At 41.0% G+C, this 17785-nt stretch carries 12 protein-coding genes; all 12 read right to left on the bottom strand.

Annotated features, from left to right (window positions below; genetic code table 11):
* Positions 1 to 7: 7 nt before the first annotated feature.
* A complete protein-coding gene (gene araA / locus ACJ5H0_RS00390) occupies positions 8 to 1504 on the bottom strand; it encodes an L-arabinose isomerase (protein WP_273647710.1) in 1497 nt (498 codons plus the stop codon).
* A gap of 38 nt (positions 1505 to 1542) precedes the next feature.
* The gene (locus ACJ5H0_RS00385) at positions 1543 to 2253 is read right to left on the bottom strand and encodes an L-ribulose-5-phosphate 4-epimerase (RefSeq protein WP_411246695.1); all 711 of its coding nucleotides are present in this window, start codon (positions 2251 to 2253) and stop codon (positions 1543 to 1545) included.
* A gap of 33 nt (positions 2254 to 2286) precedes the next feature.
* Positions 2287 to 3987, bottom strand: coding sequence for a ribulokinase (locus ACJ5H0_RS00380; protein ID WP_411246694.1), 1701 nt, complete (start codon positions 3985 to 3987; stop codon positions 2287 to 2289).
* Positions 3988 to 4115: 128 nt separating this feature from the next.
* Positions 4116 to 6062 (bottom strand): alpha-L-arabinofuranosidase C-terminal domain-containing protein, encoded by a 1947-nt coding sequence (locus tag ACJ5H0_RS00375; protein ID WP_411246693.1) that lies wholly within the window; start codon positions 6060 to 6062, stop codon positions 4116 to 4118.
* A 96-nt stretch (positions 6063 to 6158) separates the two neighbouring features.
* A complete protein-coding gene (locus ACJ5H0_RS00370) occupies positions 6159 to 7646 on the bottom strand; it encodes a glycoside hydrolase family 3 C-terminal domain-containing protein (RefSeq protein WP_411246692.1) in 1488 nt (495 codons plus the stop codon).
* On the bottom strand, positions 7558 to 8793 hold the full coding sequence (locus ACJ5H0_RS00365; protein WP_411246691.1) for a glycoside hydrolase family 3 protein: 1236 nt from the start codon (positions 8791 to 8793) through the stop codon (positions 7558 to 7560). Before ACJ5H0_RS00365 ends, ACJ5H0_RS00370 begins: the two co-directional genes overlap by 89 nt.
* Positions 8794 to 9089: 296 nt before the next feature.
* Positions 9090 to 11603, bottom strand: coding sequence for a T9SS type A sorting domain-containing protein (locus tag ACJ5H0_RS00360; protein WP_411246690.1), 2514 nt, complete (start codon positions 11601 to 11603; stop codon positions 9090 to 9092).
* The gene (locus tag ACJ5H0_RS00355) at positions 11600 to 11827 is read right to left on the bottom strand and encodes a hypothetical protein (RefSeq protein WP_411246689.1); all 228 of its coding nucleotides are present in this window, start codon (positions 11825 to 11827) and stop codon (positions 11600 to 11602) included. Before ACJ5H0_RS00355 ends, ACJ5H0_RS00360 begins: the two co-directional genes overlap by 4 nt.
* Positions 11828 to 12094: 267 nt before the next feature.
* A complete protein-coding gene (locus ACJ5H0_RS00350) occupies positions 12095 to 13816 on the bottom strand; it encodes a glycosyl hydrolase 115 family protein (RefSeq protein WP_411246688.1) in 1722 nt (573 codons plus the stop codon).
* Positions 13761 to 14618: a glycosyl hydrolase 115 family protein gene (locus ACJ5H0_RS00345; RefSeq protein WP_411246687.1), complete on the bottom strand. Its 858-nt coding sequence runs from the start codon at positions 14616 to 14618 to the stop codon at positions 13761 to 13763. Before ACJ5H0_RS00345 ends, ACJ5H0_RS00350 begins: the two co-directional genes overlap by 56 nt.
* Positions 14619 to 14635: 17 nt before the next feature.
* Positions 14636 to 15856 (bottom strand): SGNH/GDSL hydrolase family protein, encoded by a 1221-nt coding sequence (locus ACJ5H0_RS00340; protein ID WP_411246686.1) that lies wholly within the window; start codon positions 15854 to 15856, stop codon positions 14636 to 14638.
* A gap of 17 nt (positions 15857 to 15873) precedes the next feature.
* A complete protein-coding gene (locus ACJ5H0_RS00335; RefSeq protein WP_411246685.1) occupies positions 15874 to 17775 on the bottom strand; it encodes a glycoside hydrolase family 97 protein in 1902 nt (633 codons plus the stop codon).
* Positions 17776 to 17785 lie beyond the last annotated feature (10 nt).

Genomic DNA, 17785 nt, shown 5'->3' with positions numbered 1-17785 from the left:
AAATTAATTAACGATAATACATTTCATTCCAACGAAGTGTATTTTTAAAGTCACGCATTCTGGTATCTTCATCAATGACTAATGATTCAATTCCTGCTATCTCAGCAAAATCTTCCAGCTGTTCTGCTGAAATATTTTCACTGTAACATGTATGGTGTGCCCCTCCTGCCAGTATCCAGGCTTCTGCGGCCGTATATAAATCAGGAAGAGGTTTCCATAAAACCCTTGCTACCGGGAGTTTTGGCAACTCTTCTGTAATTTCCAATGCTCTGGTTTTATTGATCAGCAGTCTGAAATGGTTTCCAAAATCCATCAGGGCAGCATTCAGAGAATCAATATTTCCTCTGGAGTTAAAAACAAGACGAACCGGATCTGCTTTTCCTCCGATTCCCAGCGGATGTATCTCACATGAAGGTTTTCCGGCAGCCAGCACAGGATCTACTTCCAGCATATGGGAGCCTAAAATAGAAGGATTGGAAGGGTCTAAATGATAGGTATAATCTTCCATAAAGGCATTTCCACCTTCAAGGCCCTGCCCCATTGTTTTCATGGCACGTACGAGCGCTGCTGTTTTCCAGTCTCCTTCGCCTGCAAATCCATATCCTTTCTGCATCAGTCGCTGTACAGCAATTCCCGGCAGCTGCTCCAGCCCGTGAAGGTCTTCAAAGGTATCTGAAAATCCTTTAAATCCTCCGTCTTTTAAAAATTTTTCAAGTCCTAATTCAATTTTTGCAGCGGTATGTAGCGAACTTCTGTTGGCCCCTCCTTCCAAAAGGGAAGCTGCCATGTGATAAGAAGATTCATATTCTTCCATAAGGCTTTTTATTTCTCCCTCACTTACAGAATTGATAACGCCTACAAGATCACCGATTCCCCAGGTATTGACTGAAAAGCCGAATTGAGTTTCAGCTTCCACTTTATCTCCATCTGTAACGGCTACAAACCGCATATTATCTCCGAAACGTGCAAATTTAGCGCCCTGCCAGTCGTCCCATCCTGCTGCAACACGGCTCCAGTCACCGATCTGCTTCTGAACCCTTTCTTCCGACCAGTGCCCAACCACTACTTTTCTGTTCTTTCGGAGCCTGCTTACCATAAAACCAAATTCACGGTCTCCGTGAGCTGCCTGGTTAAGATTCATAAAATCCATATCCATGGTAGACCACGGAATATCTCTGTTGAACTGGGTATGCAGATGCAGAAGAGGCTTCTGTAAAATTTTTAGTCCTCTGATCCACATTTTAGCGGGTGAAAAGGTATGCATCCACGTGATTACTCCTATACAGTTTTCTGCATGATTAGCGGCTGCAATGGTTTCAAATATCTCTTCGGTAGTTTTTACCGTTGGCTTTACAATGACTTTTACCGGAATGAAAGAAGATTTTTCAAGTTCTGCCACAATTTTCTGTGAATGGTCTGCCACCTGGGCAAGTGTTTCAGGTCCGTATAAATGCTGACTTCCTGTGATGAACCAGACTTCTTTGGTATTGAGAGGTGTTAACATAATTTTGTTGATCGTTAATAGTTGTTATGTTGAAGTGTTTAGTGTTTAAATTCCTGTCCGTAATAAGCATTCTTGCCGTGCTTACGTTCATAATGTTTTTTGATGAGTGAGTCTTTCAGTCGTTCCGCATCAGGATTGATCTGTCTGGTGAGATAAGCCATTTCGGCAATGGTCTCCAGTACTTTGCTGTTGTAAACTGCTTTCTCTGCATTTTTCCCCCAGGTAAACGGGCCGTGATTGCCGATCAGAACCATTTCTACCTCTTCCGGAGAGAGTTGTTTTTGTTTAAAACATTCCAGAATCTGTATTCCTGTATTGTATTCGTAGTTTCCTTCAATCAGCTCATCCCGCATAGGTGGGGCGCAGGGAATATCTGTTGTTAAATGGTCTGCATGGGTGGTCCCGAAAACAGGAATATCCATTTGTGCCTGTGCCCACGCCACGGAATAGATCGCATGAGTGTGGGAAATTCCACCGATGTTTTCCCAGTTTTTGTACAGGTAAGCATGGGTCTTGGTATCGGAAGAGGGTCTGAGCCTACCTTCAATGACATTGGCATCAAAGTCTAAAATCACCATATCTTCCGGCTTTAAAATGTCATAGGGAACACCGCTTGGTTTAATGGCAAAAATGCCTTTGTCACGGTCTACAGCACTTACATTCCCGAAAGTATAGACCACCAGCTTCAGGGCATCCAATTGCATATTCGCTTCATAACATTCTCTTTGGAGTTCTTTATAGGTATTCATTTTGAGTATATTCAAAAGGTTAAAATGGGAGAATCAGGAGTTCTGAAATTCTTTCCTGTTGTTTTTCAGTTTGGTATTGTATTCTACAAAATCAGCGAGCTTCTGGTATTGCTGCATTAATTCTCTGTAGAGCTGTAATTCTTCCGCTTTCGGCTGGTATTCCGCTTCAAATGCGGAGCCCATTTTCATGCTTGCTTCCTGTACGGTCGGATAAATTCCTGCTGATACAGCTGCATAAACAGCAGCACCCAAAGCGGGAGTCTGATCTGAAGCAGCTACTGCAATCGGCATATCCAGAACATTAGCGAGAGTCTGCATGATAAACGGCGATTTCCTTGCTACTCCACCGATTCCGATCACTTTATTGATTTTCACACCTTCCTCTTCAAAACGGTCAACAATCTTTTTAGCTCCGAAACAAATGGCATTCACCAAAGCTTTGAAAATATGAGGTGCTTTTGTTCCCAGAGAAAGCTGGCTGATCGCTGCCTTAAGTTCCTGGTCTGCATCCGGCGTTCTCCTTCCGTTTACCCAGTCCAATGCAATCGGAACAGTATCTGAAAGAGGAATTTTTTCTGCTTCAAGGGTTAGTTTTCTGATAAGTCCTGCCTCCATTTCATCTGCGAGCTTTGTCTTCTGTTCATCTGAAATATTTTCGGAATGCATCATAACCTGGTGAACCGGCCACATCAGGATATCTTTATACCATGCCAGCACATCTCCAAAGGCAGACTGCCCTGCTTCAAGCCCTATCAATCCGGGAATTACGGAGCCGTCAACCTGTCCGCATATTCCTTTTACGGTTGTATCTCCAATAGCTTCCTGTGAGGCCACCATAATGTCACAGGTAGAAGTTCCCATGATCCTGATCAGTGTATTTTCTTCCACTCTGGCTCCTACAGCTCCTGAATGGGCATCAAAGGTTCCTACGGTAATGATGGTTTGGGTGGTAAGACCGGTTTTTGCGGCCCATTCTTCATTCAGGTAGCCTGCAATTTCATCTGAAGTATAGGTTTCCCGGTATAATCTTGCTCTGAGTGCACCCAGAGAAGGATCAAGCCTGTTGAGGAATTCTTCGGAAGGCAGGCCGTCCCATGTCTCATGCCACATGGCTTTGTGGCCAGCTGCACAACGGCTTCTTTTAAAGGTTGCCAGGTCTTTATGATCTGATAAAAGAAAAGTCAGATAATCACAGTGCTCCATCCAGCTATAAGCCGCATTTTTTACCTCTGCATCTGCTCTGATGATGTGCAGTATTTTGGCCCAGAACCATTCTGAAGAGTAAATACCACCTTCATATTTTGTATAATCTTCACCACCCCATGTTCTTGCAAGGGTATTGATTTCTTCGGCTTCGCGGATAGCGGTATGGTCTTTCCATAAAACCATCATGGCATTGGGATTTTCTTCAAATCCCGGAACCAGTGCTAAGGCTACTCCGTCACTTGTTACTGGTAACGGTGAAGAGCCTGTAGTATCAATACAAATACTGACGATCTGTTCTGCCGGTATTCCGCTTTCTTTTACTACATCTGAAATGGTTTTTTCCAGACCTTCAATATGATCTGAAGGATGCTGTCTGAAACTATTGGCTGAAGGATTACAGAATTTACCTTCCTTCCATCTCTGGTAGTAGCTGACTGAAGAAGTTATTTCAGAACCGTTTTCAGTGTCAATAAGAACGGCCCGTACGGAATCTGTACCGTAGTCCAGCCCGATAACATATTTTTTCATGGTGGTGAAACGTTTTTGATTATTGAGATTTTAAATTCTCCTGATGAGATAAAAACAAATATAAGATTCTATTTTAAATAAATGTAAAAAACACACTTATTTTTCACAAAATACTATATATCAAATAATTAATTTATTTTTATCTTTAAAACAACTAAAGAATTGGCAGGAATTTCCGTTGAAATTTCCCCATTTTTGGCTTCAGAAATCTCTTCTTTAGGTTTTATAGGTTCAGCATCGAAACTATTTTCAGTAGAAAGCTGTGGTGCGGATAGAAGGATTTTGGTTATTTTCTTACCTGTTTTCAAAGTTCCTGGTTTGATATTTACCGTTTTAGCCTGAGTATCAGTATTGACCATTTTTATAATGATCTCATGAGTTTTCGTGTCCTTCACTGCTGTAGCGTATAATTTTTCTTGCCCGGATATTGCTTTTCCGTTATGTTCTATTTTTAATACATCCGTTCCTTTATTGTTGGAAAATAATTTCTGAACATAATAATTCGGGGTTGCATAAGATTTCAGATTATTGAACCAGATAAGATCGGGTGTCCATTGCCATCCATCAGCATGGGCAAAAAGCGGTGCATAGGAAGTCATATAAACCACATCCGCATTTCTTTCAAGACCTGTCATAAAAGCGGCTTCTGAAAGGGCCGTGAGCCAGTTATTCTTATTATCAGGTTTTACCACACCTACAGATTGGGCTGCATATTCTCCGGCAAAAACTTTTGGCCCGGAGCGGTCATACTTATCGTATCTGCCTGCATTTTGCATGAACCATTCGGGAGAATTGTAATAATGTTCATCTACAATCTGCGCATTAAGCTGTTTCAGTTTTTTCCAGCCATACTCGAAGAATTCGCCGTCAGGTGACGGTCCGCTTCCGGAGATGATCTTAATGTCAGGATATTTTGCATGAATGGCTTTTTCAAATACTTTATAGCGTTCGATGTAATCTGCTCCCCACTGTTCATTTCCCACTCCGATAAATTTTAAATTAAAAGGCTTTGGGTGTCCCATTTCAGTACGGATTTTACCCCATTTTGTTCCGGAATCCCCGTTGGCAAATTCAATCAGGTCAAGGGCATCCTGAACATAGGGATCAAGGTCTTCCATTTTCACCAGTTCTGCCGTATTGAACTGGCAAGCCATCCCGCAGCTCAGAATAGGAACAGGTTCTGCGCCCAGATCTTCGGAAAGCTGGAAATATTCATAAAATCCCAGTCCGAAGGACTGTCCGTAATCCGGTGTAAGCCTGTGCGGAAATCCTGTGCTCCATTTATTGATAAGGTATTCACGGTCTGCTATATTTCCTATTGTTTTTTTCCACTGATAGCGCTCAGCCAAAGTTCTTCCTTCTACAATACAGCCTCCCGGAAACCTCAAAAAACCGGGTTGTAAATCATATAATTTCTGAACGAGGTCTTTTCGTAATCCTCCTTTTCTGCCTTTCCAGGTGTCTTGCGGGAAGAGGGAGATCATATCCATGTTCACGATGCCGTTTCCGGTAAATGTAATCTGCAGTTTTGCTTTTTCTACAGTTTGTGGTGATTTAAAAACGGCTGTATATCTCTGCCATCCCTTTCCTTTGATGAGTGTGGAGACTGAAGAAATTTCCTTCCCGCTTTCATCAACAAGACTGGCATTTACTGCAGCAATATTTCCTGAAACATTCTCCAGATCAAAACTAAAATCATAATTTTCACCCTGATGAAGCCCTATTCCTCTGAATCCTTCATTCTCCAGAATATAATTTTTATCATTCAGAACGGTAATTCGTGCGTAATTTTTATTGGTTTTGGCAGGATCGGAATAAATGGTCAGAAACCCGGAATCCAGATTAGGAGATAGTGTTTTTGTGTTGGGCTGTTTCCATCCTGTAAATGGTTCGTCAAATTCAAAACTGCGGTTTTTAATCAGTTCAGCATACAATCCGCCATCTGCGGCAAAATTGATATCTTCAAAGAAAATCCCATACATGGTGGGTTGTATTTTAATAGGTGCAGGAGTTTCTTTCAGATCCAGGTTAAAAGTATGGACCGTATTATTCTGAGCCGAAAAAAAAAGCAGCACTAAGGGAAATCGCGATGGAAAATATTTTATTTTTTGTTGTCATAGATCATATATTTTGAAAGCTAAAGCATATCTCAATTTGTCCTGAATCAATTTTTATTTTACTTTTAGCGGAATACTTTTTAACCCTGCATCATCGGAGGTTCCGCCATAAAAAATGGTATAGTCGCCAGGTTTTGAAACCAGATCATCTGCTTTTTCATCGTAGAACGCAAATGAGTCTTTAGAGAGGGTCAGCTGAATATTTTTTGTTTCTTTAGATCTGATTAAAGTCCTTTCAAAAGCCCTTAACGTTTTTACAGGAGCCTGGGCATCATTGTTTCTTTTGATATAAACCTGAACCACTTCTTCTCCATCTCTTTCTGAAATATTGGTTACCGGAATTGTGATTGTCATATTTTCGTCGGTACCGATCGTATTTTTGCTCAGCATTGAATCTCCGTAAACAAATTTTGAATAGCTCAGGCCATGCCCGAATGGATAAAGAGGCTTTTCCGTCATATAACGGTAGGTTCTCCCCTGCATATCATAATTTTCAAATCCTTCGTGCTTGCTTGTCTTTGAAAGGGAATTGTCCAGCTGTTCAATATTTTTATAAAAGGTAATGGGTAATTTTCCGGAAGGGTTATAATCACCTGCCAAAACATCTGCTACAGCCGTTCCTCCGGACTGTCCGCCATACCAGGCGTTCAACAGGGCATCATAATTTTTCTCATCCTGTTCCAATCCCAGAGCGCTTCCGGTACAAAGAACAAAAACAACAGGTTTTCCTGTTTTTCTAAGCTCCGCTAACAGGTCCCTCTGGACTTTAGGAAGAGCAATCGAAGTTTTGTCACCTCCTTTGAAGCCTTCTGCATTCACCATCATCTCTTCACCTTCCAGACTTGGAGAAAGTCCGCCTGCAAAGACAATAACGTCTGCATTTTTCACCTTTTCTCTCACCGAAGCAAAATTAACAGGGTCTTTTCTGTAGACCTCAAAGCTGATGCTTACATATTTTCCTTTTTGTGTATGACGCAGTTCTATCCGGTATTCTTTTCCTTTTTCCATTTTTACAGGAAACTCTGAAGGATGTCTTGCATCAGGTCCTTTTCTTGTTGCGATTTCTTTTCCGTCCACGAAAAGGGTATAGATATCGGAAGTGGAAGCAGAAAACACGACCTCTCCTGTGTAGGTACTTTTGAAAATCCCTGAAATGATCGCTGAGGTATTTTCTCTTCCTACATTGGGTGCCAGCTGGGTTCCTCCAAAGCTGTTGTAGCTGATGGCAGTTGAATTTACGGAAACATTGGCTGGCTGCCCTTTGAATTCATTGTTATTGAAGAACTCTACTTTCATTCCTTTCGCGCCGTTCTTCTGACTGATAAAATTCTGATAGAGTGATGTTCTGGATGAAGGATCTGTTACTTCGCTTCCTTTTTCGTAGATAATTTCAGCATTCGGGAATTTGGTTTTGATTCCGTCTAAAATCGTTACAATGGAAGAAGGAGTTCCGTTATAGTTTCCTAACTGCATCAATCCGTCGTTGGCGTTTGGTCCTACAACGGCAATTTTTTTTAATACTTCTGCTGAGAGGCAGAACATTCTTTTCGTTTTTCATCAGCACAATTGATTTTTGTGCCATTTTCAGTGCCTGTTTCTTATGTTCTTCAGAATCGACTACAGCATATGGAATGGTATTCCAGTGAACGGAAGTTTTCGGATCAAGCATTCCCAGCTCAAACCACCCTTTCAGGATTCTGCGCATTGATGCATCGATATCTTTTTCGGTAATCAGTCCGCTTGCCAGAGATTTATTCAGATTGTTATAGGTATCTCCGCATTCCAGATCCGTAGAATGTTTCAGGGCATCTGCTGCGGTTGTTTTTTCGTCAGGATGGGTGCCGTGGTATTTTTTCTGAAAGAAATCGGCCAGTGCCCAGCAGTCTGAGACCACCATTCCGTCATACTTCCATTTTCCACGGAGAATTTCAGTAAGTAAAGTATTGTTTGCACAACATGGCTGCCCGTCAAAAGCATTGTAGGCGCACATCACTTCTCTTACATTTCCTTCCTGAACCAACGCTTTGAAAGCGGGAAGATACGTCTCATACAGATCTCTTTTTGAGATTTCTGCGTTATAAGAGTGGCGGTTCCATTCCGGTCCGCTATGTACTGCAAAATGTTTAGCGCAGGCGTGGGTTTTAAAAAATTTCGGGTCGTTTCCCTGCAAACCTTTTACTGCAGCAACGCCCAGAACGGAGGTAAGATAAGGGTCTTCACCATAGGTTTCCTGGCCTCTTCCCCATCTTGGGTCACGAAAAATATTGATATTGGGTGTCCAGAAGGTCAGTCCTTCGTACCGCCCTGTTTTCAGAGCCTCATCAAAAGATCTGTTGTATTTTGCACGTGCTTCATCAGAAATCATTTCAAAAGTTTTAAAATGCTCCGGAACATCCCATGTGGCCGCCATCCCGATTGCCTGAGGAAAAACAGTGGCTGTTCCTGCTCTTGCCACCCCATGAAGTGCTTCATTCCACCATCCGTAGGCAGGAATTTCCAGACGGGGAACTGCCTGGGAATTATCCATCATCATTCCAATCTTTTCTTCTGTAGTCAGCAAAGTAAGAAGGTTCTCTATTCTTTCATTAACCGGAAGATCCGGGTTTCTGAATGGGTATTTATAATGATTCTGAGCAAAAAATAAAGATGCTGCCAGTGTTGCACATAGCATTAATACAATTCTTTTCATAGGTAGTATGGTTTCAATAAAGTCCGGAAAATGGCTGTGGATTTTGTGATTAATCATTTTCAAACCACTGATTTCACAGATCTTCACGGATAATTATGTTTTCATTCTTATTTTATACAAATCGCCCCTATCATTGAGCAACAATGCAATGAAAAACAAATATAACGTTCTATTTTAAATAAATGTAAATAACACACTTAAATTAACGATAAATCCGGCTACTTTTCAATGTTGCCTTGTAATTATATAGAAATAAAGCCACCATAAGCAGTGCTCATGATGACTTTGGATTCAATTTACTCTTTGATAAATTTTTGTTTTACGACTGTATTATTTTTTTGAGTAACCTCAATAAAGTAAATACCAGCCGGGAAATCTCCCACATTAATTTGGTTTTTCCCTGAATTTATTTTCAACCCGGATCTGATGATGCTTCCTCTTCCGTCAAAAATGGTGGTAGCAGCTTCTGAAAAGTCAGAATCAATGAAAAGGTCTGCTTTTACCGGATTAGGATATATTTTAACAGGCTCTTTTTTAGCTTCAGCAGAAATATTTCTGGTGCTTAACGATCCGAAGTTTAAAGGAAGAACGTTGGCAGAATAAGTATTTTCTTCTGTAAGATATGCTTTGAAAGCACCAATTAAAGGCTCATTTCCGGCAGTTACTTTATAGAAACCTGTTACTCCGTTTTCTGTTTTCAGCACATAAGCATTCGCCGGAACTTTGATGCCCTGGTAAACTCCGTTCATCTGATTGACCGTGATTGCTTTGGGTGTGGAAACATTTCCTGTACCGCTGAAAGTAATATTCCCTGTCGCATTGACGATTACCGGAGTGTTTGCAGGAATGATTCCGTTTGAAATTGCGGTACAGCTGATATTATTGGCATTCGGAGACATCAGATAAGCAGTAACTCCGGAAGGTATATTAGCCTGGAATGGCAGGATCAGCACATCGTAACCATTAAATGTACGGCTGTAAGAGGCAGCATTGGCTGTGAAGTTAAACGGCACCTGAAAATCCATACCCTGACCGGAAAGGACAAGATTTGAACAAACTGTACCTGAAATCACATTATTGGCAGATGAACTTACGTTTGAATTCACATAATAAATGCTGTTAGAGTTGGCACTCATAGGCTGCCAGTTATTGGAGGAAGTGACTCCCGCTGCATTTCTGAAGTCTACAGAAGTGTAGTAGCCATTTTCCAGTGCATCCATCAGATAGCTGTCGCTTGCGGAATAGGTACCTCCGAATTTAGAAGCAATTTCATTCCCCACATTGAAATAAACATCTCCCAGATTAAGCGTCAGTACAGAGCTGTAGTTAGAATTTCTCAGTCCTAAAATTCCTTTGCATCCGTCTGTAAGCACCTGTCTTGAAATATCTAATGTGATATCGAAGTTTCCTCCCTGTGGAAAATTAATCTTGCCGTAATTATATGATTTCGCTACCCCCTGGCTGTTGATATAGTATAAAGTCGTATTGTCCGAATAACTTTGTCCTGCCGTTGTATAGCTGTTTACATGCAGAATCAGTTTATTGTACCTATCATTAAGCTGAAGATATCCGTTAGCCGCAGTCATATTATTACTGATAAGAGGGCTTGGATTGGAGAACGTCACCGTTGTATTGCTGATATTGAATCCTGTCCCAAAAGCTGTATTGGTAGGAGTTTGTGTTTCAATTTTATTATAATGAATATCACCACCTGTCATCAGAGAAGCAGGTCTGTCACCACTTTTATTAAAAACGAAAGTCATAACACTGGAAGGGCTGATATCAGCAGTAGGCCGGAATGTTGCCGTACTTAAAGAAATAGGTGTGCTCACCATATTGGATTGTGTATTGGTCAGGACTTTTGTTCCTGAAGTCGTGTAAAAAGGCAGATCAACCTTTAAACTATAGGAGTTCTGAGAAGGATTAATAACCATAAGAACAACCTGATTTCCATCCTGCGAAATATAGGAAGAACCCTGTAAAACACCTGTTTTGTCATCCCATTTGGCTTCTATTCTCGTCTTTCCTGTTGTATATTTGGCATAATGTGAAAGAATATAGCCTCTTTTGGTCATTACACCTGCAGTAGTCCCGTAAGTTCCGTCACCCATTAAGCCATAATAACGTTTGGCAGAATAATGAATCCACGCATTGACATTACCTAATAATGCATTGTTGACACTGCTGGCAAAGGTAAATGCATCTGTATTCCAGCTGAAATCTCTTGCCGGCTGGGTGGACAAAGAGTTCCAGTTGATCAGATATTCTGTCTGCCAGATTTCTTTGTTGTAATTCTGGAATTGTTTGTAGGTAGACTGCATAAGCCCATATTGATGCCCGCCATACACTTCAAAATTGGCCATTGCCGCAGGATCCAGCAAAGCACTGGCAAAATTATCTGTAAATCCCACACTTTCCGGGGCAATCACTTTACAATTGATAAGCTGTCCGTAATTCTTGATGAAGGTAGTAATTTGCGCAGGAGTCCAGATGCATCCCTGATACTGTGCCATTTCATCCGGTTCATTTTGAATGGAGATATAATCGAGCTCTACTCCGTTGTTCTGGAGATAGGTAACAAAGCTGTTAAGATAAAGCGCATAATCCTGGTAATTTTCCGGCTTTAAATATCCTACCTGCTGTACTCCGTTCGCATCAGTATACACTGCATTCACATGGTTATTGGTTTTCCAGGCTGCGGGCATTGTCCAAGGCGAAGCAAAAATGGTAAGTCCCATAGATTTGGCGAGCTGTGCTGTAGCCAGTACAGAACTCCAGTTGCTGCTGTTTTCGGGAATATACAATCTCATAATATTATACCCGCCTTCACTGGAAGCCCCCAAAGGGTCTGAATCTCTGAGGTAGACATATGGTTATACGCAAACTGGGGACTGCAGACAAATCCTCCGAATCCTTTTATTTTCTGATAAGGAATATTCTTATCAATTTTTACGGTTGTAAGCTGTCCATGCAGCATCAGGCTGCAAAACAGAGCTATAGAATGAATGGTTACAAGACTTAAAATTTTTTTCATAATGGTTTAGTTTTAGATAGTCGTGATTTTGATCGTAAACAATTAAAGTAAGGGCAATAGATTCCCCATCAAGACGGTCCATTTTCAAAAACCGTCAGGAAAGTACCCTGAATGATATCAGGAGCGATCTGTTAAATAAAGTTGCTTACAAAATCATTCGCTGTTCTTTCTCTTCATTCTCTGTGAAGGAACTGTATTTCAGATTGGAATGTGAATTAAGATTAGTGTTTCATAATTAAAGGGTTGTTTGTGATGAGTATTGGTCACTCAGTGAAGCATTTCGCTTTCGGGAGCGCCCAGGTAAGAGGGTTTTAATCCTCCGGTGTTGATCAGTATCTTTTCAAGGACAATGCCGGGTTCCAGCACTCTGAAACGTAACGTGTGCTTTCCAGCCTGCTGAACCGAATGCTTTGTAATAGATTTAATAATATGCTCTGACTGCCATTTTCCCAATTCTCCTTTGTAATGGCCATTGAAGTTGACAATTTGCGGAGTTTCATTGTCAAAAGAAATTTCATAGCGAAGTCCTTTATTATGATTAAAATTTAAAGTCGGAGCTAATAATAACTGGACTTCAAACTCCCCTTTTGATTCAAAATTGATATCATATTCCAGCCAGATATTTTCATCGCTTTTAGGATATGCATTCTGCGGAAAGGTTGTCACACCGGATTTTGTTTTTCCAAAATCAGGAATCACTTCCCAATGGATTCGGTCAGAATTGCTCATTCTTGCAAAATTTTCTGCTTCAATGGAAACATAGCCGTTTTTCTCCTGAAATATTTTTTCTTTGGGAACCTCGGCTTCAGAAATATAGGTCACTTCAGGCATTATATTTTCTTTTCCGTCTGCCCAGCTTTTATATCCTATCCTCATCTGATCCATCATATGCTTCCATTTTCCTTCGGCAATCACATTATTGTATTGATTATCCAGATAAGCGTTTCTTTCAAAACATGCCTTCACTTTATCTGCGTAGAAATTGGCTCCCGGATCTTTTTTCGCTGCCAGTTCCCTGTTTTTTGCCACCGCATAGTACATTTCGTATAAATTACTGCATGCATCAATCGGGTACAAAACCAACTGATAATACGCATCCTGATATTCTGCAGGAATCTGCTCTTTTAACCGTAAGGCGTCTACGGCCAATGCTCTGTAATCATTTAAGACCGTTTCAAATTCATGGTAATTCTCTAGGCTGTATGTTTTGCTGTCAAGGGTTTCAGGGGTTACTCTTCTGTTGTATTTGGAATACATGTTAATCATCCCGGCAATTTCCCCGGCATGTTTTTCACCAAACTGCTGAGCAGCCCACTTCTCAGTATATTCCAAAAGATTTTTAGCATTAAACTGCTTCGGATTCCAGGCCATTTCCAGGAAAAAACTGATCGGAAACTCCATAGGTTTTAAATCTCCCACATTCACTACCCAAAGCTTATCTACTTTATGTTCATAAGAAAGATTCATCTGTTCCCAGACTCTCTGGATGGGACTGATGTTAATCCATTTGGAGTTTCTTGGGCCGCCTACATAATCAAAATGGTAATAGATTCCATAGCCTCCTTTATGCAAAGGTTTTGAAAGATCAGGGAGCTTTCTTACATTTCCCCAGTTATCATCACAGAAAAGCAGGATCACATCATCCGGAACCCGCATTCCTTTATCATAATAGTCCTGAACTTCTTTATACAATGCCCAGACCTGAGGTGTTTTCTCTGCTTTTTTACCTGTAACATCAGCAATGATTTTACGCTGATCTTTTACAATTTTCTCGAGCAGGGAAATATTAGTTCCCTCTCCCATCGCTTCATCACCATCACCACGCATTCCGACTGTAACAAGCTTTTCCCAGCTCTTGCTTCTTTCGAGTCCGGATTTCCAGAACTTCTTTAAAACTTCTGCATTTTTAGCATAATCCCAGATATTCGGGAGGTTATTTTTTTTTGATATACCTGTGCCAGTCGGTTTGTGCCAAAGCCATAGGCTCATGGTGAGAAGTTCCCATCACAATACCCATTTCATTTGCTAACGGCCCGCTCAGATGATCGTCGTCATAGAATGCTTTCCCCCACATTGCCGGCCAGATATAGTTTCCTTTAAGACGCAGAATCAGTTCAAAAACTTTTTCGTAAAATTTAGAATTAACTCCGCCAAAAGTTGCTCTTGCCCAGCCTCCAAGTGAAGGTTCTTCATCGTTAAGGAAAATACCGCGATACTCTACAGCAGGCTCACCATCAGTATATAATCCTTTTTTAAAGTATACATTTTCTTTTTTCTCAACCGGAACATCTGCCCAATAATACCATGGTGAAACACCTATCTGCTTAGACATTTCATAAATTCCATAAATTGTTCCCCTTTTATCACTACCTGCAATCACAATGGCTTCGGAAACGCCCGGAAAAGGATTGCTGACATTCTGAATGATATATTTTTCCCTTTTCCCTGTTAATGCTTTTCCATCCAGCTTTTTTTGTCTGATCAAAGCATCAATGGTTTTGCTTTTACCTGCTTCACCAATAATGATGACCATTCCGTTCATACCGGAATTTTGTGAAATAAGCTCAGGCTGAACACCGGTTACTTTTTGAAAATCAGATTGAAGGTTCGCAACGGCCCGCAGAATTCCTTTATCCGAATCACTGTCTGAAAAAAGCATCAAACCTAAATTGCGCTCTTTCAATACCATCGAATTTTCTGTCTTAGCAAAAGAAATAAATGGTTCGGTTGCTTTTACAAAAAATATAAACAACAACGTAAGAAACAGCGAAATGTTTTTTGTAAAATTCATACTATATCTTTTTGATTTTAATTTTTAAATAAATTCAGATCCACAAATTCTCCCATTCTCCTGTAGCCGCCCTCATTGGGATGAAGAAAATCATGATCGTGCATATCATTTAAGATGACTTCCGGATTTTCACTTTGCATGTGTTTGGCAAAATCGATGACGGCATCAAATTTCCCGCTGTTCCTGATCCAGTCGTTTACTTTTTTCCAGGCCTCGATACGGAAAGGTTTGTCGTAGAACGACTTTGCAAAAGGAAGAATCGTTGCTCCGTACACTTTGATTCCGTTAGCATGTGCCTTATCAATCATCACCTGGTAAGCAGCAATCAGTTCTTCTGTTCTTTTGGAAGCGTCATCAGGATCTCCTGTTCCTCCCAAATCATTCACTCCTTCCAGAATGATCAGCCATTTTACGCCCTGCTGATTGAGGATGTTATAATCAAAACGGTCTAATGCTGTAGGACCCAAACCACCACGCACTACACAATTCCCACCAATCCCGAAATTAAGGACACTTATATTCCTGGTAGAAGGATTAGCCAATAACCGCTGAGAAAAAATATCCGGCCAGCGATTCTGTCTGTTGGTTCCCGATCCTCTTCCGTCGGTAATGGAATTTCCCATAATAGCCACCGCATACGAAGGTTCACGGGTCTTTACATCAATGTTAAAAAGTGAATACCAATGATCTGTTTTTACAGGATTTTTAAATACTGCAGCATTAGCCTGCTCACCTTTTACAATAAAAGAGGTTGTTCTTGACCCCGGATGTCCGGTGACAGATTGGGTTACTTTTGTATAGGAAATTGTAATAGCCAGTAACGAATTAGGCTTCAGGTTAAAGTTCACTTCATCAGAATAAATATCAGATCCGGGAGCAATTTTAAAACTGTTTTTATTCTCAAACGTTAATGTCCTGATAGTGGCTGCATCCACATTGCTGCTATCGGATGGCACGGCAATAGAAACTGTTTTTACTGCAAGGCTGTCTACAGAATATTTATTGGAAAAACGTAACCGCAATTTTTTTCCACCCACAGATACACGGACAATCTGACGCAGGGTATTCCCCGAAAGTCCCGGTTCCGGCGGAAGGTTTTTGAGTTCCACCAATTGGGGAGCCGTTGCCCAGGTAGTGAGCCACTGGTCTTTGGATGATTGCTTCTCCAAACTCTGGGAGGAAGAGCAGGAAACCAAAAAACCCGAAATGATAAAGATGTATAAGTTTTTGAAGTGCATTTTTTCTGTTTTTCGTTTTATCTTACTACAAATCCTCCGTTCGGCTGAATTTCAATCGTAAAGTCGCCTTTTGCATTTACTTTCACTTCTTTTTCTGATGAATTCCCCTTTGCATCATCATTAATGAATCTAACTGTTTTCCCTGCAAACATCGGAAGCTTTATTTTCAGTTTTTGGGATTGCTTCTCAGCATTTACGCCAGCCACATACCATTGATCCGCATGTCTTCTCGCAACTACAGCATACTTCCCGGGATAGCCGTCTATGAAAACTGTTTCATCCCAAAGTGTCGGAACTTCTTTCATAAAGCTGAGCTGAAATTCCGGAGCATCGGTCACGTTATTCGGCATGATGCCAAACATCTGAACGGGATTCTGAAACAGGACTGCCGTAGCCAGCTGAAAGCCGTCCGTAGTATGTCTTTTATTTTTATCCCTGTTGGATTTTGTTAAATATTTGTTGAGGAAAGTACCTCCGAATTCCATACTTCCCACTGTGTTTCTGATGAAAGGATGAAGTGTGGCAAAAAAAGCTTCCTGTTTCCTTACATCTTCTGAGAAATAAAGCATTTCCGAAGCAAGAACAGCTTCGCTTCCTGCATAATTCGGGTACATTACTTCCCAGCCTCTCGGGACAGTGGCTCCATGGAAAATAATGGTTAGTCCAAAATCATTGGCATCCGACAGAATATCTTCGTACAGACGCATGGTTTCCTGTTTGTCTCCTCCGAAGAAATCCACTTTCAGTCCTTTTACACCGACAGCTTTCAGCCATTTCATTTCTTTTTTCCGTTCAATGGATGAATTCATTTTGTTTCTAGGTCCCATGGGTGCATCATTCGCAGCACCGTTGGAATTATACCAGAGTAATACCCCGACATTTTTAGATTTTGCATATTGAATAAGCTCTTTCATACGGTCTTTACCTATATTTTTATCCCAAAGCGCATCGATAAGAATAAACTGATATTTCAGCGCAGCAGCAAGGTCTATGAATTTCACCTGATCATCATAGTTCATACTGTTATCTTGCCACAGAATCCAGCTCCAGGTAGATTTTCCGAACTGATACTCCTGTGAAGGCTCGTACATCGGATCTACCACATCAAAAGGAATTGTGGTCTCCACAACAGGTCTTAAAGAATTCCCCACTGTAATTGTTCTCCATGGTGTCTTTCCGGGAAGAGAGACGGCTGCTCCGGTACTTCCGAAACCGTTATTTTCAGCAATATTCGGATACGCTACTTTGTAAAGATTTTTTTCTGCTGTGGTTTCAAGGTGTGAAGCACAATACGTACTGTTCACTCCTGTCTCGGAAAGCAATACCCAGCCCTCATTTCCAATATGGAACAGGCCAGGGAAAACGTATCCATAATCGGATGGCATTCCCAGTTCAGCATCAGCTTTATAGCCACTTTCATAACTTGGCCCTGTACGGGCAAATCCCGTCATCGGCTTCATCATAGGTGAAAGAAAAGTGGTAGTCTGTGACGGAAATCTGTACCCTGTGGATTCTGACTGTATCACAACACTGAGCCGTTCTTTCATCGGTGGAATATTATAACGGAAAGCAATATTGTTGTTGCTCACCTGAAATTCAATACTTATCTGATGCTGGTCTGCATTACTGAAGTTAACCAATAAAGTATTGGCCTTATAATCAATGTCAGATTTTTTGATTTTTTCGTTCGTATATTTCTTAGAAACGATATCTTTTTTGCTGTCGATAAATTTCAGCTTCTTTGAAAAATCAGACTCGTTGGTTACCAAGCCTAACGGGGATTTTTCAAGCATTGTTTTTCCCTGAAGGATAATATCATATAAGGCTTTTCCGTCTTCTGAAAAAACATGAAGCTTCAGTTGTCCGTCCGGACTTGAAATTTCTGCTACCTGTGCAAAGCTTTTGCTGATCAGAAACAAGCTGAATACA

The sequence above is a fragment of the Chryseobacterium proteolyticum genome (genome assembly GCF_046591535.1).
GTDB lineage: Bacteria > Bacteroidota > Bacteroidia > Flavobacteriales > Weeksellaceae > Chryseobacterium > Chryseobacterium proteolyticum.
This window is presented reverse-complemented; position numbering and strand designations above follow the sequence as displayed.